The sequence below is a fragment of the Mycobacterium sp. C31M genome, assembly GCF_053345865.1.
The window spans coordinates 199,950-224,437 of record NZ_JBKFAX010000002.1; the positions used below are offsets into that span (position 1 = coordinate 199,950).

Below are 24,488 nucleotides of genomic sequence, written 5' to 3' on the forward strand. Positions count from 1 at the left end.
TCGACGCTTAACCGGTCGCCGACGGCTCGGATCGCCGTGTGCGCTGCACCAACACCGCGGCGCCCACCAGCGCCACGAGCAGCGCCGCCCCGCTGATCGCCAGGTACAGGATCTTGCGATCGGCCGTCGCTGAGGCGGCCGGCGCCTGCGCCTCCAGTGTCGTCAGCGCGATGACATCACGCCCCGGCACCGCGATCAGCGCGTTACCCCGCATGCCCGACCAACGCGCCACATCACCGTCGAGCCACAGCAGCAGTCGGTCCAACTCACCGGGCGAATTGGTCGAGGTGGCCACCAGCAGCGTGCGGCCACCGTCATAGAACGTCTGCAGCGATCCGAACCCGATCATCGGGTCGAGCGCCAATGTGGTGGAAGCCCCTGTGCCATCAGCATTCTCGACGGTGATCACACCCGAGGCGTCGACGTCGACCGGCAGTTGGACGCGGTCGTCGTTCCAGCCGTCGGCGCTCACCACGATCGCGGGATTGGTCGAGCCGATCGCGTCGGCGGTCGGCACCACCGCAGTGTCGAACGGCCGTCCGCTGAGCCGTTGCAGGCCGGTCAGGATCAGCACCGCGCGGCGCAGGTCGTCGAAGGCCACCGCGGTCGGATCACCGATCCCGACCTCGATTCGCGGCATCAGCGCCTGCGGCAATGCCTGGAATCCCAGCGGCACCGGCGGATCGGCCAGGGTGCTCTGGACCGGGCTCTCCCCGTCGATGGTCAAGGTGATGGGCTGGAACTCGCCGCACCGGCCGGTATTGCCCGCCGCGTTCACCGCCACATCCAGATTGGTGTACCGGTCCAGCAGCCGGTCCGGGACGTCGACCCAGCGGTCGATGCTGCCGCTCGGCTCCGCGGCCCAGCGATCGAGCACCTCCCCGCCCACGCTGATGACCACCTGGCCACCGATGTTCTCGGGCAGCGGCGTGTAGGAGCCCTGTAGGTGCACGCGCACCCCCTGCACCGACCGGCCGAACCGGGTCTGATCCAGCGGGATGGTGACCCGCGGGTTCACCAGCGCGGTCGCGTTCACACCGGGCTGCCCGAGCAGGCGGATGCTGGTGACATCGGTGGGTAACTGTGCCGATGTCGACAGCGGCCCGACGACGGCGGCCGACTGCACCGCCAGCCGGGACAGATCGCTCGACAGCAGTCGGGCCTGATTGCTCAGGTCGCCGGCCGGGCCCGAGATGCGCAGGGCGGGGACGCTGTTGGGCCCCTCCAGGCGCAGACCCGGGTCGTCGCCCTCGCGCACGATGATCTGACGCTCCAGCGGCTGCGGAGCGGGCACCGCGCCGCCGTCGTCGGAGACGATGTCGACCTCGGTGCGCTGGGTGCCGTACCGGGCCACCGTTGCCGTCGACAGGCGCACCGCCGCATCGGCCTCGGCCGGTGACGGATCCGCTGGCACGAACACCGTCAACTTGCGTAGCACCGGTGGCAGGAAGTCCGCGATCGTGTTCGGCGCCAATTCCTGTCCGGCGTAGCGCACCTCGGTATCGGTGAGCCGCAACGGGTTGGTGGCATCGAACACGCAGTAGCCGTCGGGCAGCGAGAGGTAGCTGCGCAGCAAAACTGTGACGGCATTGTCGACGACTCGGGCGCCGACCAACGGAATGCTGAATCTGGTCTGGTCCGCGGGCAGCGGAACCCGCGAGATGATGCGGTCGTCCTGACTCACCTCGATGGTGCCGCCGAGGGCGTTGACCGGTAACAATGCCGTGGCGTCCAATTCCGTGGGCAGCAGTCCTGGCTGCACCGGAATGGACACTGTCTGCAGGCCTTCGACACCGTAGAGCGCGATTGTGGATTCCCCGCCCAGTGCACGAAGGCTCAAAGATGGCGAATTCGCCAGGGAGGTATCGGCTTCGGGTTCGGCCGATGCGACACCGGGCAGCGCGGTCCCCCCGACGACCAACACGGCGGCAAGCAGCGGAAATATGCGCGCGGTCACCTGTCAGAGCCTAAGCGCCGCCGTCCGCCGACGACCACCTTCGTCCAAATCGTTACGTGAATTTTCAACTTGTCATCCTCATCGGATCCGACGAACATGCTGCCGTATCAGCGGAACTGGGCGGCGACGAGGCCGCGAGTGAAGGTACGAAGGAGTTCCTGGTCCTTGAACACCGGGGTGCGCTCGTCGAGAACGGCGTTGCCGCGGAACAACAACGTGACGAGCGTCCGGATACTGGAACCCACACTGGTCGACGGGGTCGGGAACGGCGCGGTGGCCTCATGGTTGTCCACGGCGAACACCGTGACGCGCTGCGCCAGATCCGAATCACCCCAGGCGAATTGCACCGAGTTCCAGGTGACCAGCAGCTCGTCGTCGACAACTGATCGTAAGAGTCCCTGTACCCCCATATCCAGGTCGAGGTACCTGGCTTCACTGAGCCGCGCGCTGGTCAGCCCGTACAGAATCCTCGACGGATAGGTTCCGAACGAAAACGGCCGCGTACTGACGATGCTGTCAACGACGACGGTACGCGGCCGTGAAAGCTTGTCCCAGTCCAGATCACCGGACTCAGCAAGCATGTACTGGCGCACCAACACAGCGTCGTTCCCGTATAGGCGACGAACCTGTGGATACTCGCGCTGCTCGATGACGGTCCAACCGACCGGTGGCACCAGCGGCAGGCCCTGCACCAGCGCACCGGGACTGGTCCGACTGATGGGTGCGGTAGTGGTCTCAGTAGGCAATGGGCACAGCGACAGCGCGATCGCAGACACCGTCACCAACGGCACTCCCCACCAAACCTCTTTGGCAGCAAGTGGTTCGATCCGACGATCCAGCAATCGCTTCGGCGATCCGCGACGATCCCTCAGATACATGGTCATACCCACCAAGCAGACCGCCGCAATCGCTGGAACCTGTTGGTACACCAATATGGGCGCGTCCGGGAGTACCAACCAGACAGTCAGAAGCACGGCGAAGCCCACCACCCAGGCTCCGAGCAAGCCCGATAACCCGCGACGTGCATTGCGTCCCACTGCGATACCGGTGCCAAGCGCGGCAACCAGCAGCGTGGCGGCGCCGGCGGCGAACTTCCCTCCCCCCAGCAGCACGACGGTGAGGTAGTACGGCAGGGAGAAGACCATCGAAAGAACGGCCCAGACCCACGCGAAGCGAATGACGGGTCGGAGGCCGAACAACACGACACAACAACTGACCAAGAAGAGCCAGCACGCCAACAGGTCGAGTCGCAGAACGTGGAAGTACAGAGCGTAACGATCCAGCAGCGCACCCTGGATCAGCAGTGCCATCCCGAGGCCCATGATCCCGACGATGATGTCGGTCTGGCGGTCGTGGATAGGCAACTCGTTGCGGTTCCGCCGCGCCACGCTCACCGCCACCAGGACCGACACGATCGGCACCGTCCAGACGTAGCCGCCGATACCACCCTGCCGGGTGGTGTTCACCAGGCTGGCGAAGCTGTCCCAGAACGCGAAGAGAGTCAACCCGGCGATCAACAGCCAGCGAACGATCACCCGGTAGACCGGGCTGATCTCCAGGTACCAGGCCAGCGCGGCAGCCGGTTTCGACGGTTTGGGCGGGGCCGTTTCGGTTGCGGTGGCCATCACCGGATCACCCCCACCGCGCGGGCCACCACCCGTTTTGTCCCCACCCGCATGACGGCGATGGTAGGGCACGCAGGCGTCGAGCAAACGCCAATCCTTGAGTTTGCAAACGCAAACGTGATCAAACGCACGAACCCCCGGAACCGCTTTCGCGGCCGGGGGTTCGCAGGTCGATTTGCTGAAACGTGGTCTCAGCTATCTTTTTCGACCTTACTTGGCCTTTTCGAGCACCTCGACCAGACGCCAGCGCTTGGTGGCCGACAACGGGCGGGTCTCCATCAGCGAGACGCGGTCGCCGATGCCGGCGTCACCGTTCTCGTCGTGGGCCTTGACCTTGCTCGTGGTCCGGATGATCTTGCCGTAGAGCGGGTGGCTCTTACGCGATTCCAACTCCACGACGATGGTCTTTTCCATCTTGTCGCTGACCACATAGCCGATGGCGGTCTTGCGACGGCCACGCGGCGTCTCGGTGGCCGGCGTGTGGTTGGGGCCTTTTGTGTCTGCCATTTCTACGAATCCTCACCAACGGGTCCGGAGGCCAGACCCAGTTCACGTTCACGCAGCACGGTGTAGACCCGTGCGATTTCCTGGCGCACCACGCGCAGCCGACGGTTGTTTGTCAGCTGGCCGGTGGCCATCTGGAAGCGCAGGTTGAACAGCTCTTCCTTCGACTCGCGCAGCCGAGTGGTGAGCTCCTCTTCGGTGAGCTCACGCAGTTCGCCAGGCGAAACTCCCACTGCCATCAGAACTGCTCCTCTCGACTGATAATGCGTGCCTTGATCGGCAACTTGTGGATCGCGCGGGTCAGCGCCTCCCGGGCGATCTTCTCGTCCGGGAAGCTGATCTCGAACAACACGCGACCGGGCTTGACGTTGGCGACCCACCATTCCGGCGAACCCTTACCGGAACCCATGCGGGTCTCGGCGGGCTTCTTGGTCAGCGGGCGGTCCGGGAAGATGTTGATCCACACCTTGCCGCCACGCTTGATGTGCCGGTTGATGGCGATACGAGCGGACTCGATCTGCCGGTTGGTGATGTAGGCGTGCTCCAGAGCCTGGATGCCCCAGTCGCCGAAGCTGACCGAGGTGCCGCCACTGGCGATACCGCGCTGTTGGGGGTGGTGCTGCTTGCGGTGCTTGACCCTGCGGGGAATCAGCATGTTTAGCTCTCCGTAGTCTCTGCGGGAGCCTCAGCTGCTGCCGGGGTTCCCGCGGTGTCATCGGTGGCGGCCCGGCCGGCTTCGGTGCTCGTTGCCGTGGTGCCCGAGGCACCACTGCGGCGCGGACGGGTGCCCGACGGACGTTCACGACGCGGACGGTCGGCGGCCGGCGCGGCGGCGGACAGCTCACGCTTGCCACCGACGATGTCGCCCTTGTAGATCCAGACCTTCACGCCGATGCGGCCGAAGGTGGTCTTCGCCTCGTACAGGCCGTAGTCGATATCGGCACGCAGCGTGTGCAGCGGCACCCGACCTTCGCGGTAGAACTCCGAACGGCTCATCTCGGCGCCGCCGAGACGGCCCGAGCACTGCACCCGGATGCCCTTGACGTTGGGCTGGCGCATGGCCGACTGGATCGCCTTGCGCATCGCGCGGCGGAAGGCCACACGGTTGCTCAGCTGCTCGGCGACACCCTGGGCGACCAACTGGGCAACGGCCTCAGGCTGCTTGACCTCAAGGATGTTCAGCTGGACCTGCTTGCCGGTCAGCTTCTCCAGGTCGGTGCGGATGCGGTCGGCCTCGGTGCCACGGCGACCGATGACGATGCCCGGACGCGCGGTGTGGATGTCGACGCGGACCCGGTCACGGGTGCGCTCGATCTCGACGTCGGCGATGCCGGCGCGCTCGAGGCCCGTGGCCAACAGCTTGCGGATGGCGACGTCTTCCTTGACGTAGTCCGCGTACTGCTTGTCGGCGTACCACCGGGACTTCCAGTCGGTGGTGATACCGAGGCGGAAGCCGTGCGGGTTGATTTTCTGGCCCACTACTCCGAGCCCTCCTTCGAATCGGTGGCCTTCGCAGCAGCAGCCTTACTGCCCTGTGCGCGACGGGTACGCGCGGTCGAAGCCGACGCGCCACTCCTCTGCTTGGGCGGACGGCTCTCCACGATCACGGTGATGTGGCTGGTGCGCTTGCGGATCCGGAACGCACGCCCCTGGGCGCGCGGACGGATGCGCTTGGCGGTCGGGCCCTCGTCGGCGGTGATGGTCGCAACCACCAGCGTCGACGGGTCCAGGCCGTTGTTGTTCTGCGCGTTGGCCGCAGCACTGGCGATCACCTTGGCGACGGGCTCGCTGGCCTCCTGCGGTGCCCACCGCAGGATGTCCAGCGCCTCGGCCACGGACTTGCCGCGCACCAGGTCGATGACCCGGCGCACCTTGGTCGGCGAGGTCCGCACGAAGCGGGCAACCGCCGTCGCGGACGGGTATTCAATCGTCGTAGTCATTACCGGCGCTTCGCCTTCCGGTCATCCTTGATGTGACCCTTGAACGTGCGGGTGGGGGCGAACTCGCCCAGCTTGTGCCCGACCATCGACTCGGACACGAACACCGGCACGTGCTTGCGACCGTCGTGGACGGCGAAGGTGTGCCCGATGAAGTCCGGGAGGATGGTGGACCGGCGCGACCAGGTCTTGATGACCTGCTTGCTGTTCTTCTCGTTCTGCGCGTCGACCTTCTTGAGCAGATGGTCGTCGACGAACGGGCCCTTCTTGAGGCTGCGTGGCATCGCTATTTACTCCTAGCGCTTCTTGCCGGTGCGCCGGCGACGGACGATGAGCTTGTCGCTCGCCTTGTTCGGCTTGCGAGTGCGGCCCTCGGGCTTACCCCACGGGCTGACCGGGTGACGGCCACCGGAGGTCTTACCCTCACCACCGCCGTGCGGGTGGTCGACCGGGTTCATCACGACACCACGGACGGTCGGGCGCTTGCCCTTCCACCGCATACGGCCGGCCTTACCCCAGTTGATGTTGGCCTGCTCGGCGTTGCCGACCTCGCCGACGGTGGCGCGGCAGCGCACGTCGACGCGACGGATCTCACCGGACGGCATACGCAGCGAGGCGTAGGTGCCTTCCTTACCGAGCAACTGGATGCTGACACCGGCGGAGCGGGCCAGCTTGGCGCCGCCACCGGGCCGCAGTTCCACGGCGTGGATGACGGTACCGGCCGGGATGTTGCGCAGCGGCAGGTTGTTGCCGGGCTTGATATCGGCGTTCGGCCCCTGCTCGATGACGTCGCCCTGCTTCAGGTCCTTGGGGGCGATGATGTAGCGCTTCTCGCCGTCCAAGTAGTGCAGCAGCGCGATGTTCGCGGTGCGGTTGGGGTCGTACTCGATGTGCGCGACCTTGGCGTTGACGCCGTCCTTGTCGTGGCGACGGAAGTCGATCAACCGGTAGGCGCGCTTGTGGCCGCCACCCTTGTGACGAGTGGTGATGCGGCCGTGCGCGTTACGTCCACCCGTGCTGTGCAGCGGACGGATCAGCGACTTCTCCGGAGTCGAACGAGTGATCTCGGCGAAATCGGAGACGCTCGAACCGCGACGACCCGGGGTCGTCGGCTTGTACTTGCGAATTGCCATGATTCTCTAAATCTCCCTGCCGGCTCTAGGCCGGCGCTCCGAAGAGGTCGATGGGCTTGCTGCCCGGCGCCAGGGTCACGATCGCGCGCTTGGTGCTCTTGCGCTGGCCGTAACCGGTGCGGGTGCGCTTGCGCTTGCCCTGCCGGTTGGCGGTGTTCACCGAATCGACCTTGACGGAGAAGATCTTCTCGATGGCGATCTTGATCTGCGTCTTGTTCGAATCCGGGTGCACCACAAACGTGTACACGTTGTCCTCGATCAGTCCGTAGGACTTCTCCGAGATGACCGGGGCCAGGATGATGTCGCGAGGATCAGTCACGGTAGCCATCAGGCCGACACCTCCTCTTTCTTCGTGTTCGCGCTGATGTAGGCGTTCAGGGCCTCGACCGAGAACACCACGTCATCGGCGTGCAGCACGTCGTACGCGTTCAGCTGGTCCGGCGAGATGACATGCACGCCAGGCAGATTCCGCACGCTCTTGGCGCTGACCTCATCGGCACGCCCGATGACGACCAGGACCTGCTTGTTGGTGGTGAGGCTGGCCAGGAACGACTTCGCCGACTTGGTCGACGGGGTCTGGCCGGCAACCAGCTCGGTGATCGCGTGGATGCGATCGTTGCGCGCCCGGTCCGAGAGCGCCCCGCGGGTGGCGGCGGCGATCATCTTCTTCGGAGTGCGCTGGCTGTAGTCACGCGGCTTGGGCGCGTGCACCGCGCCACCACCGGTGAACTGCGGCGCGCGGGTCGAGCCCTGACGAGCCCGGCCGGTGCCCTTCTGGCGGTACGGCTTCTTGCCACCACCGGACACCTCGGCGCGCGTCTTGGCCGAGTGCGTGCCCTGCCGCTTGGCGGCCAGCTGCGCGTTCACAACCTGGTGCAGCAGCGCGATATTGGCCGGCGCATCGAAGAGCGCGGCGGGCAGCTCGACGGAGCCGTCCTTCTTGCCGTCCGGGGTGTGGACGTCAATCTTGAGAGTCATTACTTCTCACCTCGTTTGATCGCGGTGCGGACCACGACGAGTCCACCATTGCGTCCGGGGACGGCACCCTTGATCAGCAGGACGCCGTTCTCGGCGTCGACCTTGTGCACTTTCAGGTTCTGGGTGGTGACACGGTCACTACCCATGCGGCCCGACATGCGGGTGCCCTTGAAGACGCGGCCCGGGGTGGCGCAGCCACCGATCGAGCCGGGGCGACGGTGCACCGCCTGGGCGCCGTGCGCGGCACCCTGGCCGGAGAAGCCGTGCCGCTTCATGGTGCCGGCGAAGCCCTTGCCCTTACTGGTGCCGGTCACGTCGACGTACGCGCCGTCGGCGAAGATCTCGGCGGTCAGCTCCTGGCCGACCTCGTAGTCGGCGGCCGCGGCCGCATCGTCGAGCCGCAGCTCGGCGAGGTGGCGACGCGGGTTCACACCGGCGGCGGCGAACTGACCGGTGACCGGCTTGTTCACCTTGCGCGGGCTGATCTCGCCGTAGGCGAGCTGCACGGCGCTGTAGCCGTCGAGCTCGGGGGTACGGATGCGGGTCACCACATTGGGGCCGGCCTTGACGACCGTCACGGGGACGACTTTGTTGTTCTCGTCGAACACCTGCGTCATGCCCAGCTTGGTGCCCAAAATGCCTTTTCTAGCCATTTTTCTCGGGTCTCCTACTGGATGTTGACGTCGACGCTGGCCGGCAGATCGATGCGCATCAGGGCGTCAACGGTCTTCGGCGTCGGGTCGAGGATGTCGATAAGGCGCTTGTGGGTACGCATCTCGAAATGCTCCCGCGAGTCCTTGTACTTATGGGGAGACCGAATGACGCAGTACACGTTCTTTTCGGTCGGCAGCGGCACCGGGCCAACCACGCTGGCGCCCGTACGGGTGACAGTCTCGACGATCTTGCGCGCCGAGGCGTCGATCGCCTCATGGTCGTAGGCCTTGAGCCTGATGCGGATCTTCTGTCCCGCCACGCTTCTCCTACCTTCACTACTAATCGGCTCCCACGTCTGTGACGTGGAAACACTTCCGTGTTCACACGCGCCGCCCCGGGTCATCCCGGTGCGACACGTTTGGCTGTGCCGCCGCTGTTTACCTGTCTCTGGTTCACCGACCCCCGCACTCGGGCGTGTCGCCTTCGCGCATAATCGTCCGCGTCCAAATTTGTCGCGATCGATTTGGGACCGGGTGCGCCCGCCAGGGCGCCGGTCGGATGCCTCGCCCGGGCGAACCCGGCTCAAGGCAACCCGAACAGTATGCCTCAGATCGCGGCGTCAGCCAAATCCCTGATCAACCAGCCTGCCGACCGCCGAGAAGACGCAAAACTGCACCTTTCGGGCCGTTTACGACAGTTTTATGTCTGCGCGCGCCCCGTGGGCTTCCTCGAAGCTATCTTACCGGCGAGTAAGGTAGCTGATCATGACGAGTCCCACCTATCGCGCGTGGCAGCAGCTGTCGACGAAACCGCTGGGCAGCCGCCTGTTCTCCGCAGCCGCAATGGTGCGGGTGCCGTATTTCGCCTCGGTCCTGCCCCACATCCGCCGGATGGAACCGGGCCTGGCCGAGGTCGACGTCCCGAAGTGGTTCTACGTCTACAACCACCTACACACGGTGCACGCGATCGCCTCGTGCAATGCCGCCGAGGTGGCGATGGGGATGGCCATGGAGGCCACCGTGCCGACCACGCACCGCTGGATCCCGAAGGGCATGACGGTGGCCTACCTGGCCAAGGCCACCACATCGCTGCGCGCCCGCGCCGAGTTCACGCCGCCGGACTTCGCGGCCATCACCGAGGGCACCGAGATCGTGGTGCCGGTCAGCATCACCGACCGCGACGGTACCGAGGTGGTGCACGCCGAGATCACCACCTGGGTGACGCCGGCCGCTCAGAGATAGGTGCCGTGGCCTTCGCGGACCAGGTCACCGTCGAAGATCAGCACCTCGTTGCGGTAGTTGATCACCAGACTCGACCCTCCACGTCGTGGCGGTTCCAGGCCTGCACCCACTCCTGCGCGAACTCCACTATCGACCCTCCAGCCCTGCCCAGAAATCACACTGGTGCACCGCGGCGAAATCGTCGGTCACCCGACTGCCGTCGGGCTGCAGCGACATCACCCTTCCGGCGTCGAACTGCGGCCAGTCCCCCTCCGGCGATCCGGTCTTCACGAACTGCGTCCAGTAGTCGATCATCTGGTTCGACAGTTGCTGTTGTGCCGGGTTCAGCGGTGGCGCGCCGCCCACGTCGAACAGATAGCGCAATTCCAGCGAGTGGCTGGCGCCGACCGGAAACGGCAGCGTGGCCATCGGCTCGGGGGTCGGCGGTCGCGGATCGTTGAACTCGTAGGCATACAAGTCGGTGGTCCTGGCCAGTTCATCGGACATCTGATCGGCCACGCAGGCGAACACTCCGTCGGTGACCGCCGCCGAGTACGCCAGCGGCGCGCTCCCGCGGTAGCGGTCCAGCGGATACCGCGCGCCGACGGCGGCGGCCTGTGGCCCGAAGGTATCGGCGAGCAGGTCGGGATACTCGGCCGGCTCGTACTTGCGGGCGCCGCGCAGATATTGCAATGCCACAAAAAGCGTGAACTCGTCGCGGTTGCTTCCTATCAGTACGGGCACGTCGGCCGCCCGGCCCTCCCGAAACGCCACCATCGGATCCTCGGGCAGCACGGGCGTGCCGTACACCGGGCCGCTGAGGGTGTCCTCACCGATTCGGCCGTACCACACCGGTTTTCGCAGTTTGTGGTCCGGCAGCGCGCGTAGACAGGCAGCGGCCGTGGCGCGGTCGGCGCAGCCGACTTCGCGGGCGTAGTCCTGGCTGATCCGCTCGGAGTCCGGTAGCGCCAGCTGCGCCTGGCACGGCCCGCTCTGGATGATCGCGGCGCGGAACAATCCGGCCGATCCGGGGGCGACCATGTGGTCGCACACCGACATCCCGCCGGCCGACTCACCCGCGATGGTCACCTTGTCCGGATCTCCGCCGAATGCCGCGATGTTGTCGTGCACCCAGCGCAACGCCGCCTGCTGATCCAGCAGCCCGTAGTTGCCGACCTCACCGGCCGGGCCGAGCGCCGGATCCGCGAGAAAGCCGAGGGCGCCGAGGCGGTAGTTGAGCGTGACGACGACGATGTCGCCGCGGTCGACCAGCCAGCGCGAGTCGTACATCCCGCCGTTGCCGTTGATGAACGCACCGCCGTGAATCCAGACCATCACCGCGCGTTTCTCGTCCGACGGCGGCGGCGTCCAGACGTTCAGGGTGAGGCAGTCCTCGTCGGTCTGCCTGCCCATCTCCAGATCGGTGCCCTCGTCCTGAATGCAGCGTGGGCCGACCTTGGTCGCATCGCGCACCCCCGTCCAGGGCGTCACCGGTTGCGGCGGCTGCCATCGCAGCGGACCCACCGGTGGTGCGGCGTACGGAATGCCGGCGAAATTCCGCTTGTCCAGTGTGGCGACACCCTGCACCAGGCCGTCGACGGTCTGCACCACCGACGGGTCGGGCGGCAGCGACGCCGCGGCACCCGAATCACCGCGGGTGCATCCGGCGACGACCGCCACAACGGTCAACGACGCCAGCACGATCCGGACGAGTCGCAGCGGGGAGAGCACGCCCCGAGGGTACTGACGACGATTCCGGCATTCCTGGCGTGCGGGTCGCGGTGGCCCCCTAGACTATGACTTGACACCCGTCAAAAACGAAGGAGCCACTTGATGAGCACTCCGACCAAGGATGACCGGGCCAGCGAGTACGCAGGAGTTTTTGTCGAGCCGAAGGCCTATGCCGACGACGCCCGACTGCACGAGGCAATGGCGTACCTGCGTGCCCACGAACCGGTCGTCCGGGTCGAGTCACGGCGCTACCGCCCGTTCTGGGCGATCACCAAGCACGCCGACATCATGGCCATCGAACGGGAGAACAACCTGTTCATCAGCGAACCGCGCCCACTGCTGGCCACCGCCGCCGCCGATGATCTGGCCAAACAGCAACTGGAAGCCGGGATGGGGCTGCGCACCCTGATCCACATGGACGACCCGCACCATCGCAAGGTCCGCGCCATCGGCTCAGATTGGTTCCGCCCCAAGGCAATGCGCGATCTGAAGGTCCGCGTCGACGAGTTGGCCAAACGGTATGTGGACAAGCTGCGCGATATCGGCCCGGAGTGTGATTTTGTCACCGAGATCGCGGTGCACTTCCCGCTCTACGTCATCATGTCGCTGCTCGGCCTGCCCGAGGAGGACTACGAGCGTATGCACATGCTCACCCAGGAGATGTTCGGCGGTGACGATGACGAGTACAAGCGTGACGGCGGGTCCCTGGAGGATCAACTGGCGGTACTGCTGGACTTCTTCGCCTACTTCTCCACGTTGACCGCCTCGCGCCGGGCCAACCCGACCGAGGATCTGGCCTCCGCGATCGCCAACGGCCGCATCGACGGCGAACCGCTCTCCGATGTCGACACCGCGTCCTATTACGTGATCGTCGCCAGCGCGGGCCACGACACCACCAAGGACGCCATCTCCGGGGGGCTGCTGGCCCTGATCGAGAACCCCGATCAGTTGGAGCGGCTGCGACAGGACCCGTCGCTGATGGGTACCGCGGTGGAAGAGATGATCCGGTGGACCACCCCGGTCAAGGAGTTCATGCGCACCGCCACCGCCGATACCGAGGTGCGCGGGGTACGCATCGCCGAGGGTGAATCCGTTTACCTCGCTTACGCTTCGGGCAACCGCGACGAGGACGTGTTCGATGAGCCGTTCCGCTTCGACGTCGGCAGGCAGAACAACAAGCACGTCGCGTTCGGTTACGGCGTGCACTTCTGCCTGGGCGCCGCGCTGGCGCGGATGGAGATGAACAGCCTGTTCACCGAGCTGATCCCGCGTCTGGAGTCGATCGAGTTGGCCGGCGAACCCGAACTGTCGGCGACGACGTTCGTCGGCGGACTCAAGCACCTACCGATCCGGTACTCGGTGCGTTGATCTCGCCGCGTGCACAGGTGGCCAGGAATCCGTTCACCGCGGCGCGCGCGACCGTCGGGTAGTCGAAATCGGGCAGGGTGCTGAGTTTTCCGAGCACGATCGGCCCGAGCAGCAGGGCCGCGGCCAGCGTCCGATCGACCTCGCCGAGTTCGGCGATGGACTCCGGGCTGGACAACACCTCCTCCAGCGGTGCCGCGTACTGCTGGGCCACCCGCTCGCGCAGCGTCTGCACCTGCACGCTCTCCCCCTCGAACGGCAACGACGTCATCTCGGCACCCAGCGACAGCCAGGACATCGCCGCGACGGTCACCGGCGCCTCGGCGATCAGTTCGCCCTGGGCCACCACGACGGCCTCCAGCCGCTCCCGCAATGTGCCGTCGGTGGGCGGTGCCGGGGCCGGCGGGATCAACGCGTGAAAGGCCGCCGCCAGTAGGTCGTTACCGCTGGGGAAATGCCGGTAAAGGGTGGCGCGGGCCACCTTGGAGGCCCGGATGACGGCATCGACGGTGACCGCACTGGGTCCGCCGGTGCGCAGTAGTCCCGTCGCCGCCTCCAATAACCGGGCACGCGATCTTGCCGGCCGGGGGTCGGTTCCCGTCGTCATGACCAACTCACCTCCACATCGAGAATACGACTGTTAGCCTCGAAACAAGACTGATGGTCTTGAAAATGACGCGCACGTCGAAGGGCTCCCCATGGTCGACACGCTCGCAGACTCCGATCGACCCACCGACCCGGCGCTGGCCGCTTTGTCGGCCAGAGCGCGGGTCTGGACACTGCTCATTGCGTGCCTGGGCGTGTTGCTGGTCATCTCGTCGATGGTCGCATTGAACACCGCCCTGCCCGATCTGGCCAAGGCCACTTCGGCCACCCAGGCCGAACTCACCTGGATCGTCGACAGTTACACCCTGGCGCTGGCGTGCCTGCTGCTGCCCGCCGGCGCACTGGGCGATCGCTACGGGCGACGTGGCGCACTGCTGCTGGGACTGGCGGTGTTCACATTGGCCTCGGTGGCACCGGCCATCTGGTCGGACCCGATCCACCTGATCGTCGCGCGCGCAGCCGCGGGTGCCGGTGCCGCGTTCGTGATGCCCGCGACGCTGTCCCTGCTCACCGCCGCGTACCCAAAAGACCAGCGCAACAAGGCCGTCGGCATCTGGGCGGGAACGGCGGGGTGCGGGGCCATCGTCGGCATGCTCGGCTCGGGCGGGCTGCTGCACTTCTTCTCCTGGCAGTCGATCTTCTGGGCATTCACCGCCGCGGGTGTGCTGCTGTTCGTGCTGACGCTGACCATCGCGACATCACGGGAGGCCGTCGCCAAACCACTGGACTGGGTCGGTGCGGTGGTGATCGGCGGCGGCGTGGCGGTGCTGGTCTTCGGCATCCTGGAGGCGCCCGCACGCGGGTGGTCCGACACCCTTGTCATCAGCTGTATCGGGGTGGGCGCCGTGCTGTGCCTGGCCTTCGGCGCCATCGAGCTGCGGCGGCCGCATCCGCTGCTGGACGTCCGACTGTTCGCGAATCCGACGTTTGCGACCGGCGCGGCCGCCATCACCGTGTTCTTCCTGGCCATGTTCGGCTTCTTCTACGTCGTCATGCAGCACATGCAGTTGATCCTCGGCTACAGCCCGATCGGGACGGCATTCGCGCTGACCCCGCTGATGGGGCCGGTGCTGGCGCTGTCGGCGACATCGTTCTGGTACCTGCCGCGGGCCGGGTTGCGCCTGGTGGTGTTCACCGGGTTGGCGTTGATCGCGGTGGGCTTCCTGCTGCTGAGTCGCATCAACGTCGACGACGGCTACAGCGCAGTGGTGTGGCCACTGCTGGTCATGAGCATCGGTATCGGACTACTCACCGCGCCAACAACTTCGGCGATCATGAACACCGCACCCGACGACAATCAGGGGGTCGCCTCGGCGGTCAACGACACCACCCGCGAGGTCGGCGCCGCCCTTGGCATCGCGCTGGCCGGCTCGTTGCTGGCTGCCCAGTACACCGACCACCTTGCTCCGCTGCTGCCGGCCGGGCTACCGGAGCCGGCGCGGGCGGCCGCGCTCGGCTCACTCGGTCAGGCGCTCGAGGTGGCCGCGACCGTCGGCCCGCAGGGCGCCGCACTCGCCGAGGTCAGCCGGGCGGCATTCGTCGAGGCGATGAGTACATCGCTGCTGGGGCTTGCGATCATCGTCGGGGTGAGCGCCATCGTCATCGGGCTGTGGGCACCGGGTCGCGACGGGCGGCAGCTACGACCGCTTCGGCGACGATAGGCTTCAGGCACTGAGAAATTCGGCCGCCCGGTGGCCGATCATGGCGATGGTGGCGTGTGGCCCGCGCGAGGTGATGTTCGGCAGGATCGAGCCGTCGGCCACCCACAGCCCGTCGACACCGAGCACCCGGCACTGCGGGTCGAGCACCGCTCCGAGCGGGGCGGTGCCGCACAGATGCTGGGTGGTGGACCAGTTCGCTTCGCTAGCTTTGATTCCGGCGATGTCCCTGGCCAGCTCGGCGCCGGCACGCAATGCCGCGACATCCCCGTCGACCGTGTCGTAGTGATGCTCGATCACCGGCGCGACACCGGGATCGGCCGAGATCACCGTCAGCCGACCGCGCGCCCGGGGGCGCATCAGGGCGACACCGAGATGCGGTGGATCCGACGGCACCTCTCCCACCATCTCCGCAAAACCCTTTGTGTAAAGCCGTATTTCGCAGTCTTCGACCGATAGTGCGGCCTCCAGCGGCGTCCGTCCTGCGGTTGCCGGCCACGCCGTGGGCAGCAGCCATTCCGGGTGGTCGATGAACGCTGTTCCCACCGGTAGGTCGGCCAGCACCGGGATACCGGCGCGGTCCAGCACATCGGCGGGGCCACAGCCGGACACCATCAAAAGTTGGGCGGTGGCGATCGCTCCGGCGCACAGCACGATGCGGTCGGCCGGTAGCGTCGTGGCACCGTCCGGGCCGATCACGTCGACACCGGTCGCCCGGCGGCCGGCGAATCGGACGGACCGCGCGCGGGTGCCGGTGCGCAGCTCGAGATTGGGCCGACCCAACGCCGGGGTCAGCATCCGCGATCCGGGCCCGGCCCGCTCACCGTCGGTGACGTTCAGCGGGAGGGCACCGATACCCTCATCGGCCGGTGGCCCGTTGAGGTCCTCGATCCACTCGTAACCGTGTGCCAGCACCGAGTCGACGAACTGCCGTGTCCCGGCGCTGAATTCAGCAGTCCGGCGCACCGGGATGGGACCCGTCCCGCCGTGTAACGGCCCGTCGAAATCCAGGTCGGTCTCGATCGCCCGGAAGTGCGGCAGCACATCGTCCCAGGTCCAACCCGGCACTGCCCACCCGTCGAAATCCGCGGCGCGGCCGCGGCAGAAGTAGCCCCCGTTGATGGCGCCGGACCCGCCGACCACCTGGCCGCGGACCAGGCTGACCTGCCGCGGCGGGTCGTCGGTCAGGGTGGCCGGGAAGCGGGCCGCAACCGGGCTGTCGGCGCCGATCGGCAGCCGGTGCGCGTCACGTAACCGAGCATCGGCCGCCGGTGGACCGGCCTCCAGGACCGTCACATGCCGGTCCGGCTCGCGTGAAAGGCGCTCGGCCAGAACCGAACCAGCGCTGCCCGCGCCGACGATGACGATCCGCACGCCGGCTCAGGTACGGATCTGCGGCTTCAGCGCGCCGAGGTGCCGCTCCCGGACCACACCGGTCCACAGCCCCAGCCCGTAGGCGATATCGTCGAGCCGCTTGAGCAGCAGGTAGCTGAACAGGCCGACCCGCTGGGTGTCGCGCGGGATGCTGTTGTGCCTGGTCGACCAGTCGACCAGGCCGTCGAGCACGGCGGCCGCGAGCACCACCCGCCGGCAACGGCGGAACAGCAATCCGGCCAGCAGCGCCACCGGCCAGTAGTGCCGACAGATCGCCGAGGACACCTGCATGGCGGCACCCCACAGTCCGTGCGCGGTCATGGTGGCGACCTCACGAGGCTCGGTGTCCACCGACTCCAGCGAGTTGGCCACCCGACGTCCGAACAGCACCGCGATGACGGCCGCGGCGAAGTAGCCGAAACTCGACCCGGTCGCCGCCAATGTCCAGAGCAGCAGCATCCACCGGGACACCACCATCGGCGCCGTCTTACCGGGATGCCGGACCGACAGCGGCGCGGCGGACTGGCCGTAGAAGGCCTTGCGCGCAAACCATTCCCGCAGCTGGGTGCGGTGGTCGTGGCCGACCAGCGCGATCGGTTCGTAGCGCAACCGGGCACCGGCTTCGACGAACCGCCAGCACAGGTCGACGTCCTCACCCGACTTCAGCGTCTCGTCGAACCCGCCGACGTCCAACAGCGCGCTGCGCCGGCAGATGATGGCCGCGCTCGGCACATAGGACACCGGCCCGAACGGCACCACCGGCGCCTCCCGCATACCGAGGTCCAAGGAGGACCGCACGGCCTCGTAGCGGGCGACCAGGTTGTCCGGTTCGCACAGGCTCACGATGCGCGGCGCCACCAGCGCCACGGCCGGATCGCAGAAATGCCCGAGCAACGCCTCCAACCAACCCCGCCGCGGCACCACATCGGAGTCCAGGAACGCCACGAAGTCGGTGTCACAGGCCTTCAGGCCGGTGTTGCGGGCGGCCGCCGGGCCGCGATTACGCTCGTGCCGCACCACCCGCACCGCGCAGTGCGCACCGTCGAAGTCGACCTCCGAGACGGGGACGGCCGATCCGTCGTCGACCACCACCACCTGCATATCGCGCAGCGAACGGACCAGTCGGCTGACCCCTAAGATATTGTTACGCACCGGAATCACCACGGTGACATCGTGATACGAGGGGCCGGTCGCGGGCCGCGGATGGGCCACCGTGGCATCGAGCAGGGTGCGGGCCAGCTGCGCCGACACCGCATCGTGGACCTCCAGGCGGCCGTCGTCGAGCAAGGTCTGGGCCACCGGCGCCAGCCGCAGCAGCCGCGTCGGCGACCCACCCAGCAACGCCGAACCCTCGCCGAGCACCTTGACTCGGCGGTCGACCTGGACGGCGAATCCGTCCGGGAGCCGCGGCCCGGTCATGTCAGCATCCCCTGTCCGTTCGGGGTCCATGCCCGCAGTTTGCGGGCGCACCCGTCGACCATAGCGGCAAAGTACCGCGCCCCGTCGGCCACCGTGGCCGTGGTCGCATCACCCAGCACACCGACCGCGCTGACCGCGGCAACCCCGCCGGCCCGCATCGCGGGCATAAGCTCGGGCAGCGGTGCGCTGTTACCCGCAACCACGGCGCCGGAGCGGACGGCCTCCGGTGAAATATGTAGCAATACAGATGTTTCGGTATGTCCCGCGTGGGCGTCCGCGCCGGCGACCGTGCACGAGCACCACCCGACGTTGCGCCCTTCGGTCCGCAACAATGCGACGGCTCCGGCCAATGCCTCGACATTGCCACCGTGACCGTTGACGAAGACAACCCGGTCAGCCCAGTTGCACGCCGAGCGGCCGAACTCGATCAGCAGTAGCTGTAGCACGGTCGTACCGATGGAGATCGTCCCGGCGAAACCCTCGTGTTCGCCGCTGGCTCCGTAGCTCAGTGCCGGCGCCAGCAGCCAGCCGTCACCGAGTTCGGCGGCCAGCCGACGTGCGACCGCGGTGGCGATGCGGGTATCGGTATCCAAGGGCAGGTGCGGTCCGTGTTGCTCGATGGACCCGAGCGGGACGATCAGCGTCGGTGTCTCGTCGGGCGCGCTACCGAGCGGTCCGCTCGACGTCTGTTCACCGAGCTCGACGGGTAAAGCCACCCGCCGATGGTAGGCCGAATTCACCTGGTGTGCGCCGATTGTTGGCGCATGCGATCCAAATGAATTCGCCTGTGTCGCTCGGTCGGCGGACACCGGGCCACGTCCGTCACGTGAGTAACGCCCGCCCCAACATGGCGGCGGGTGTCAGGTCCGCGGCACGCCGAGGGTGCGGGTGAAGCCGTCCGGGATGAGGATGTCTTCGGGGGTGAGGTCGTGGATGGAGGACTTGCCCAGCCCGCGCAGTGCGGAGTCGATCCCGCCGGACAGGATGTCCAGGACGTTCTCCACACCGGCCTGGCCGTTGGCGGCCAGGCCCCATAGGTAGGCCCGCCCGATCAGCACGGCCCGCGCGCCGAGGGCCACGGCCTTGACGACATCGCTGCCGCGCCGGATGCCGCCGTCGAGCAACACCTCGACCTGATCACCGACAGCATCGGCGATGGCCGGCAGGCACCGGATCGCCGCCGGGGTGGAATCCAGGTTGTTGCCGCCATGGTTGGACACCGTGATCGCCGAAACCCCGGCATCAACAGCACGTTTGGCATCATCGACGCGGACCATGCCCTTGAGAAGGAACGGACCACCCCACTGCTCGCGCAGCCAGGCGACATCCTCCCAGGTCGGCGGCGGAGTACCCATCCACTGCCCGTACGCCTCGAAGAAGGTCGGGCCGGGCTCACCGGGACGGCCCTGGTTGGGCACCCGCAGATCCGGCGGACGCAGGTGCTTGGCGAAGCTGTAGAACCAGCGCGGCTTGGTGATGACCTCGGGCGACATCTTGATCATCGTCTTGAGATCCATCTGCTCAGGGATCTTCGGGCTGCCCCAGTCCCGGCCGTGACTGAAGCTCCAGTCGGTGGTCAGGATCAACCCCTTGGCGCCGGCCGCCCGAGCCCGCTCCATCCGGGCCAGGATGTCGTCGCGGCTACCCAGCCAGTAGATCTGGAAGAAGATCTTGTCGTTGACCGCGGTCACCTCTTCCATGGGTTTGCTCGCAAACGACGACAACCCCATCGCGGTACCGCGCGCCGCGGCCGCGCGGGCCACCGCGACCTCGCCGTCGGGGTCCACGGCCTGCACCCCGGTCGGCGAGATCACCACCGGCATCGAGATGTCCTGGCCCATCACCGTTGTCGCCATCTCACGCTTCTCGGTCGCGCCGATGACGTGCGGGGCGAAACCCAACTCGGAGAAGGCCTCGACATTGTCAGAGACCGAGACCCCCTTCTCGCTGGCAGAGATCAGCGAGGAGTAGGCGGACTTGGGTAGCCGTTTCTTCGCACGCTGCTGGGCGATGGCGACGGTTTCGAACCAGGTATCACGAGCCATGATCTTCTACACAGGACTTTCGTTACAGAACTTCTTGGGCGGGACAGTCAACAACTTCAATGGGACGGGACCTTTTCTCCCGCCGGCGCGGGAATGGTCCTGACTGGACTTGGGCTTGTTCCGTTCGGCGGCCAACGCCGGTTCGCCGTAACCCTGCACGCACTCGGGGTCGGGCCCGTCCATCGGCAGACCGGTGAAGAACTTCGCGGCCATACAACCACCGCGGCAGGCATCAAAATGGTTGCAGCTGGCGCACGCGCCGGCCGACTGCGGTTCGCGCAACTCGTTGAACAGCGCCGAGTTCTGCCAGACGTCTTGAAAACCATTACTGGTCAGAATGTTTCCGGCCAGGAACTTGTCGTGGATGGCGAACGGGCAGGCATACACATCACCGATCGGGTCGATCAGACACACCACCCGACCCGCGCCGCACAGGTTCAACCCCGCCAACGCGCCCGGCTCACCGAGCCCCGACAGGTGGAAGAACGAGTCACCGGTGAGCACGTTCTCGCCGCGCGCGACCAACCAGTCATAGAGCTGCACCTGCTGGGTCGGGGTCGGATGCAGCTCGTCCCACACATCGGCACCACGACCCGACGGGCGCAGCCGGGTGATCCGCAACGTCGCACCGTAGGTGTCGGCCAGTGCCTTGAACTCGTCGAGCTGATCCACATTGTGGCGGGTCACCACCACCGAGATCTTGGCGTCCTTGAACCCGGCGTTCTTGAGGTTCTCCAGCGCGCGGATCGCCATCGCGAACGAACCCGGACCGCGGACCTCGTCGTTGACCTCGGCGGTCGCCCCGTCCAGCGAGATCTGCACATCCACGTAATCGCTAGCCGCCAGCTTGGCGGCCACCTCTTCGTTGATGCGCACCCCGTTGGTGGAGAACTTGACCCCCACATGGTGCTCGGTGGCGTAATCCACCAGCTCCCAGAAGTCCGACCGCACAGTCGGTTCCCCGCCGCCGATGTTCACATAGAACACCTGCATACGTTCCAGCTCATCGATGATCGCCTTGCACTGCTCGGTGCTCAGCTCACGCGGGTCACGCTTACCCGACGAGGACAGGCAGTGCACACACGACAGGTTGCAGGCATAGGTCAGCTCCCAGGTCAGGCAGATCGGGGCGTCCAACCCGTGTTCGAACTGCTCGACGAGCTTGGGAACCTTCACGGGCTCGGATTTGATCGGGACGACCTGCGGGCGCAGCCCGCCCCGCGCTGGCGCGGTATCAAGGACGGTCATGAAGTCTCCTTGGCGACGAGCATGTGGGACTTCACCAACACACTCAGCGCATGTAGATACGGGCCTTGCGCGTCATCGGCGATACCGGCGGCGCGACAAGCGGATCGGATATCGGCATGGTCATCCAACGAATTGACCACCGCGACGATCGTCCGGTTCTTCAGAAAAGACAGTTTGCGGGTACCGAAGTGGTACAGCAGCGCCCCGAACGGCTCCGGCCGCACCGCCACCTGGTGGTGCAGCCGCCAGCCGCGATCGGGGTCGAACGCCACTGCATCAGCAGTGGGTGCGCTCACGATCAGTAAACCCCGCACATACCGTCGATCGACACCTCTTCGACAAGCGACTCGGTGACGAGCTGGGTCTCGGTTTCGACGTTCTGGTTCTGGTCCATTTGGTACACACCTTTCTGGGCTTTTCTTCGGTGCAGGTCCTCGACAATTGTGACCTGGGTCGCAAGAATATGGCATCGAGTGCACAAATGGAAGGGTGATTTGATGTCGCGTGTCGGCCGGCGTCCGTCCACCACCCAGGACCACATCACCGACGTCGCACTCGACCTGTTCACCACCCGCGGGTTCGACGAGGTCAGCGTCGACGATGTCGCCAAGGCCGCCGGCATCGCCCGGCGCACGCTGTTCCGGTACTACCCGTCCAAGAACGCGATCCCCTGGGGCGATTTCGACTCGCACCTGAACCTGATGCGTGAACTGCTCGCCGAGGGTGACCAACGTGGCGATATCGCGGCAGCCCTGCGCACCGCCCTGCTGGCGTTCAATCGCTTCGACGACGAGGAGCGCCACCGCCAGCGGATGCACCTGATCCTCGGAACCGATGCGCTGCAAGCACATTCGATGACCATGTACGCCGGCTGGCGGGCCGTCGTGGCCGAGTATGTGGCGCGGCGTCGTGGTGAGGTGCCCGGCGGACTGGTACCGCAGACCACCGCGTGGACGCTGCTGGGCGTGGCCCTGACCGCCTACGGCCAATGGCTGGCCGACGAGACCATTTCACTCGAACAGGCCCTGGCCGACAGCTTCGATGTCGTCGGCGCCGGCCTGCACACCCTGTGATTTGTGGAGTCTTACCCGGACTGGTTATGGCTAAGACTCCACAAATCGCAAGAAAATTGGGGTGTCGGAGTTGAGGCCCGGACGGCGACGATAAGGGTGTGAGCGTCGAATCGGGCATCCGCGACGCGCCTCATGAGCTCCTGGAGCTCTACGACGAGGCGTTACCCGTGGTGTACGGGTACTTCACCCGCCGCTGCGGGGACCGGGCGACCGCCGAGGATCTGACGTCGGACACCTTCCTGGCGGCCATGGACGCCGCCCGCAAGGCTGTACCGCCGCCGATCACGGTGCCGTGGCTGATCGGGGTGGCCCGGCACAAACTCGCCGATCACTACCGCCGCAGGCATGACAGGTTCAGCGTGCCGGTGGCAGAACTACCCGAACCGATCGACCCGACCGACCATTGGGACGCCGAACTGGACCGCATCGTCGCCGAATCGGTGCTGGCGCATCTGCCCGAGCAGCACCGCACCGTGCTGGCGCTGCGCTATCTCGACGACTGCACGGTGCCCGAATGTGCGGAGCTGATCGGCCGCACCGTGGGCGCCACCGAGGCTCTGCTGGTGCGGGCGCGGCGGGCGTTCCGATCGCACTACCCCACACCGGAAGGAGGGAACCCGTGAACAACAATCGCGATCCGTTGACCGTCCTGCGCGGGAACGAGCTTCCGGTGGCTCCCGATCCGGCGTTCGCCGCCCGACTGCGCGCCCGTCTGGAATCGGCCCTCACCCTGCCCGACAACACCGAAGGAGTCGAGATGAGTGGCACCGATACCGCCATCGCAGAACTGAATTCACCGACGCCCGTCGCCACATCCATTGCGCGGCCCGCCGCGGCGTCGACGGTCCCCCGGCCGGCCGCGTTGCCCTATCTCGCGGTGGCCGACGCCCGTGCGGCCTTGGCCTGGTACGTAGAGACCCTGGGCGCGATCCAGGTCGGCGACCCGTACGTCATGGACGACGGCCGCATCGGCCACGCCGAGCTCGAGATCGGCGGCGGCATGCTCTACCTCGCCGACGAGTATCCCGAGATCGGCCTCAAGGCGCCTGCACCGCAGGAGGTTTCGGTCAGCCTGATGTTGCCGGTGGCCGATACCGACGCCGTGCTCGCGCGGGCCAAGGACGGCGGCGCCACCGTGCAGCGCGAACCGTACGAGAACTACGGCGCACGCACGGCCGCCATCATCGATCCGTTCGGGCACCGCTGGATGCTGTCCGGACCGGTCACCGGTGCGGCGGTGCCGATCCAGCACGGCGACGTCGGCTACGTCTCGGTGTGGACCGACGATGTCGAGCGCGCCGCCGCCTTCTACGCACAGGTACTGGGCTGGACCCTCGACCGCCGCACCAACCAGGTGACCAATACCGCACTGCCGACCGGCATCTACGGGGTGCCGGGTCGACACACCATGTTCTGCTGCTACGCCGTCGACGATCTGGCCGCGGCGCGGCAGTCGATCATCGAGGGCGGCGGCACACCCGGGCAGGAGACCGAGTTCGACTTCGGCACGGTGCTGGACGCCGTCGACCCCTCCGGTGTCGACTTCGCGGTCTTCCGGCCCACCCCGGGCACACCGCGGCCGGCACTCAACGGCACCGGGCCGGGCGAACTGTCCTACATCACCTACTACACCCGGGATTCGGCGGCGTTCCGCAGCTTCTACAGCCGGTTCCTGTTCTGGACGTTCGAGACCGGCCGGGTGGAAGACGGTTGGGCGGTGCAGAATTCGCAACCGATGGCCGGCCTGGCCGGCGGTAGCTCCGCGCCCGCGACGGTGCCCATGTGGACCGTCGCGGACATCGACGCCGCAGTGGCCCGGGTCCGTGCGGCGGGCGGCACCGTCATCGAGGAGCCCTCGGTGCAGTCCTACGGCAAGTCCGCGCTGTGCACCGACGACCAGGGGGCCCGGTTCTACCTGGGCGAGTTCTGAGCGATTTCGGCGCGGAAACGTACGGCCAGCG

28 protein-coding genes and 1 pseudogene are annotated in these 24,488 nt (G+C 66.7%); 6 read left to right on the top strand and 23 right to left on the bottom strand.

Annotated features, from left to right (window positions below):
- Nucleotides 1-7: 7 nt before the first annotated feature.
- From ACLBYA_RS03470 to rpsJ, 13 genes are all read right to left on the bottom strand, one after another.
- A complete protein-coding gene (locus ACLBYA_RS03470; RefSeq protein WP_447707972.1) occupies nt 8-1,957 on the bottom strand; it encodes a hypothetical protein in 1,950 nt (649 codons plus the stop codon).
- 107 nt (nt 1,958-2,064) lie between these two features.
- On the bottom strand, nt 2,065-3,582 hold the full coding sequence (locus ACLBYA_RS03475) for a hypothetical protein (protein ID WP_447707973.1): 1,518 nt from the start codon (nt 3,580-3,582) through the stop codon (nt 2,065-2,067).
- A 210-nt stretch (nt 3,583-3,792) separates the two neighbouring features.
- On the bottom strand, nt 3,793-4,089 hold the full coding sequence (rpsQ, locus tag ACLBYA_RS03480) for a 30S ribosomal protein S17 (RefSeq protein ID WP_019514053.1): 297 nt from the start codon (nt 4,087-4,089) through the stop codon (nt 3,793-3,795).
- A 2-nt stretch (nt 4,090-4,091) separates the two neighbouring features.
- Nucleotides 4,092-4,325: a 50S ribosomal protein L29 gene (rpmC, locus tag ACLBYA_RS03485; protein ID WP_023985334.1), complete on the bottom strand. Its 234-nt coding sequence runs from the start codon at nt 4,323-4,325 to the stop codon at nt 4,092-4,094.
- Nucleotides 4,325-4,741 carry a 50S ribosomal protein L16 gene (rplP, locus tag ACLBYA_RS03490; protein ID WP_447707974.1) on the bottom strand — a complete coding sequence of 139 codons (417 nt, stop codon included), beginning with the start codon at nt 4,739-4,741 and terminating at the stop codon, nt 4,325-4,327. The genes rpmC and rplP overlap by 1 nt, the downstream gene beginning before the upstream one ends.
- 2 nt (nt 4,742-4,743) lie before the next feature.
- Nucleotides 4,744-5,565: a 30S ribosomal protein S3 gene (gene rpsC, locus ACLBYA_RS03495; RefSeq protein ID WP_447707975.1), complete on the bottom strand. Its 822-nt coding sequence runs from the start codon at nt 5,563-5,565 to the stop codon at nt 4,744-4,746.
- Nucleotides 5,565-6,026: a 50S ribosomal protein L22 gene (gene rplV, locus ACLBYA_RS03500; protein ID WP_447707976.1), complete on the bottom strand. Its 462-nt coding sequence runs from the start codon at nt 6,024-6,026 to the stop codon at nt 5,565-5,567. The genes rpsC and rplV overlap by 1 nt, the downstream gene beginning before the upstream one ends.
- Nucleotides 6,026-6,307 (bottom strand): 30S ribosomal protein S19, encoded by a 282-nt coding sequence (gene rpsS, locus ACLBYA_RS03505; RefSeq protein ID WP_083055548.1) that lies wholly within the window; start codon nt 6,305-6,307, stop codon nt 6,026-6,028. Before rpsS ends, rplV begins: the two co-directional genes overlap by 1 nt.
- 12 nt (nt 6,308-6,319) lie before the next feature.
- Nucleotides 6,320-7,156, bottom strand: a complete 837-nt coding sequence (rplB, locus tag ACLBYA_RS03510; protein WP_335327573.1) for a 50S ribosomal protein L2 — start codon at nt 7,154-7,156, stop codon at nt 6,320-6,322.
- 25 nt (nt 7,157-7,181) lie between these two features.
- Nucleotides 7,182-7,484, bottom strand: coding sequence for a 50S ribosomal protein L23 (gene rplW, locus ACLBYA_RS03515; protein WP_024453869.1), 303 nt, complete (start codon nt 7,482-7,484; stop codon nt 7,182-7,184).
- Nucleotides 7,484-8,134 (bottom strand): 50S ribosomal protein L4, encoded by a 651-nt coding sequence (rplD, locus tag ACLBYA_RS03520; RefSeq protein ID WP_447707977.1) that lies wholly within the window; start codon nt 8,132-8,134, stop codon nt 7,484-7,486. The genes rplW and rplD overlap by 1 nt, the downstream gene beginning before the upstream one ends.
- Nucleotides 8,134-8,787 carry a 50S ribosomal protein L3 gene (gene rplC, locus ACLBYA_RS03525; protein ID WP_447707978.1) on the bottom strand — a complete coding sequence of 218 codons (654 nt, stop codon included), beginning with the start codon at nt 8,785-8,787 and terminating at the stop codon, nt 8,134-8,136. The genes rplD and rplC overlap by 1 nt, the downstream gene beginning before the upstream one ends.
- Before the next feature lie 14 nt (nt 8,788-8,801).
- Nucleotides 8,802-9,107 carry a 30S ribosomal protein S10 gene (gene rpsJ, locus ACLBYA_RS03530; protein WP_003883485.1) on the bottom strand — a complete coding sequence of 102 codons (306 nt, stop codon included), beginning with the start codon at nt 9,105-9,107 and terminating at the stop codon, nt 8,802-8,804.
- 442 nt (nt 9,108-9,549) lie between these two features.
- Between rpsJ and ACLBYA_RS03535 the strand changes: the two genes are divergently transcribed.
- Complete coding sequence (locus ACLBYA_RS03535) at nt 9,550-10,029, top strand: hotdog fold domain-containing protein (protein ID WP_447708221.1); 480 nt, start codon at nt 9,550-9,552, stop codon at nt 10,027-10,029.
- On the opposite strand, the pseudogene ACLBYA_RS03540 reads toward ACLBYA_RS03535, so the two are convergent.
- Nucleotides 10,020-10,109 (bottom strand): annotated as a pseudogene (locus ACLBYA_RS03540) (DUF4440 domain-containing protein); the annotation flags it as partial. The gene ACLBYA_RS03535 and the pseudogene ACLBYA_RS03540 overlap by 10 nt on opposite strands.
- A gap of 46 nt (nt 10,110-10,155) precedes the next feature.
- Nucleotides 10,156-11,739 carry a carboxylesterase/lipase family protein gene (locus ACLBYA_RS03545; protein ID WP_447707979.1) on the bottom strand — a complete coding sequence of 528 codons (1,584 nt, stop codon included), beginning with the start codon at nt 11,737-11,739 and terminating at the stop codon, nt 10,156-10,158.
- 102 nt (nt 11,740-11,841) lie between these two features.
- Here ACLBYA_RS03545 and ACLBYA_RS03550 point away from each other — a divergent pair, with 102 nt between their 5' ends.
- Nucleotides 11,842-13,107, top strand: coding sequence for a cytochrome P450 (locus tag ACLBYA_RS03550; protein ID WP_447707980.1), 1,266 nt, complete (start codon nt 11,842-11,844; stop codon nt 13,105-13,107).
- Here the strand turns inward: ACLBYA_RS03550 and ACLBYA_RS03555 are convergent.
- A complete protein-coding gene (locus tag ACLBYA_RS03555) occupies nt 13,073-13,711 on the bottom strand; it encodes a TetR/AcrR family transcriptional regulator (RefSeq protein WP_447707981.1) in 639 nt (212 codons plus the stop codon). The genes ACLBYA_RS03550 and ACLBYA_RS03555 overlap by 35 nt on opposite strands.
- 91 nt (nt 13,712-13,802) lie before the next feature.
- Here ACLBYA_RS03555 and ACLBYA_RS03560 point away from each other — a divergent pair, with 91 nt between their 5' ends.
- On the top strand, nt 13,803-15,371 hold the full coding sequence (locus tag ACLBYA_RS03560) for an MFS transporter (protein WP_447707982.1): 1,569 nt from the start codon (nt 13,803-13,805) through the stop codon (nt 15,369-15,371).
- Between the two features lie 3 nt (nt 15,372-15,374).
- Here ACLBYA_RS03560 and mftG read toward each other — a convergent pair whose 3' ends face one another.
- The 7 genes from mftG to mftA all read right to left on the bottom strand — a co-directional run bounded on the left by mftG (nt 15,375) and on the right by mftA (nt 21,848).
- Nucleotides 15,375-16,742 carry a mycofactocin dehydrogenase MftG gene (gene mftG, locus ACLBYA_RS03565; protein WP_447707983.1) on the bottom strand — a complete coding sequence of 456 codons (1,368 nt, stop codon included), beginning with the start codon at nt 16,740-16,742 and terminating at the stop codon, nt 15,375-15,377.
- A 6-nt stretch (nt 16,743-16,748) separates the two neighbouring features.
- Nucleotides 16,749-18,161 carry a mycofactocin biosynthesis glycosyltransferase MftF gene (mftF, locus tag ACLBYA_RS03570; protein WP_447707984.1) on the bottom strand — a complete coding sequence of 471 codons (1,413 nt, stop codon included), beginning with the start codon at nt 18,159-18,161 and terminating at the stop codon, nt 16,749-16,751.
- Nucleotides 18,158-18,901 carry a mycofactocin biosynthesis peptidyl-dipeptidase MftE gene (gene mftE, locus ACLBYA_RS03575; RefSeq protein WP_447707985.1) on the bottom strand — a complete coding sequence of 248 codons (744 nt, stop codon included), beginning with the start codon at nt 18,899-18,901 and terminating at the stop codon, nt 18,158-18,160. The genes mftF and mftE overlap by 4 nt, the downstream gene beginning before the upstream one ends.
- Before the next feature lie 120 nt (nt 18,902-19,021).
- Entirely contained in the window at nt 19,022-20,206 is a 1,185-nt protein-coding gene (gene mftD, locus ACLBYA_RS03580) for a pre-mycofactocin synthase MftD (RefSeq protein ID WP_447707986.1), read from the bottom strand.
- Nucleotides 20,207-20,212: 6 nt separating this feature from the next.
- Nucleotides 20,213-21,454, bottom strand: a complete 1,242-nt coding sequence (mftC, locus tag ACLBYA_RS03585) for a mycofactocin radical SAM maturase (RefSeq protein ID WP_447707987.1) — start codon at nt 21,452-21,454, stop codon at nt 20,213-20,215.
- A complete protein-coding gene (mftB, locus tag ACLBYA_RS03590; RefSeq protein WP_447707988.1) occupies nt 21,451-21,750 on the bottom strand; it encodes a mycofactocin biosynthesis chaperone MftB in 300 nt (99 codons plus the stop codon). Before mftB ends, mftC begins: the two co-directional genes overlap by 4 nt.
- A 2-nt stretch (nt 21,751-21,752) precedes the next feature.
- On the bottom strand, nt 21,753-21,848 hold the full coding sequence (gene mftA / locus ACLBYA_RS03595) for a mycofactocin precursor MftA (protein WP_447707989.1): 96 nt from the start codon (nt 21,846-21,848) through the stop codon (nt 21,753-21,755).
- A 103-nt stretch (nt 21,849-21,951) separates the two neighbouring features.
- On the opposite strand from mftA, the gene mftR reads away from it, so the two are divergent.
- The 3 genes from mftR to ACLBYA_RS03610 all read left to right on the top strand — a co-directional run bounded on the left by mftR (nt 21,952) and on the right by ACLBYA_RS03610 (nt 24,457).
- Nucleotides 21,952-22,527, top strand: a complete 576-nt coding sequence (gene mftR, locus ACLBYA_RS03600) for a mycofactocin system transcriptional regulator (RefSeq protein ID WP_447707990.1) — start codon at nt 21,952-21,954, stop codon at nt 22,525-22,527.
- Nucleotides 22,528-22,625: 98 nt separating this feature from the next.
- Nucleotides 22,626-23,150, top strand: coding sequence for an RNA polymerase sigma factor (locus ACLBYA_RS03605; protein ID WP_447707991.1), 525 nt, complete (start codon nt 22,626-22,628; stop codon nt 23,148-23,150).
- Nucleotides 23,147-24,457 carry a VOC family protein gene (locus ACLBYA_RS03610; RefSeq protein WP_447707992.1) on the top strand — a complete coding sequence of 437 codons (1,311 nt, stop codon included), beginning with the start codon at nt 23,147-23,149 and terminating at the stop codon, nt 24,455-24,457. The genes ACLBYA_RS03605 and ACLBYA_RS03610 overlap by 4 nt, the downstream gene beginning before the upstream one ends.
- Nucleotides 24,458-24,488: the final 31 nt, after the last annotated feature.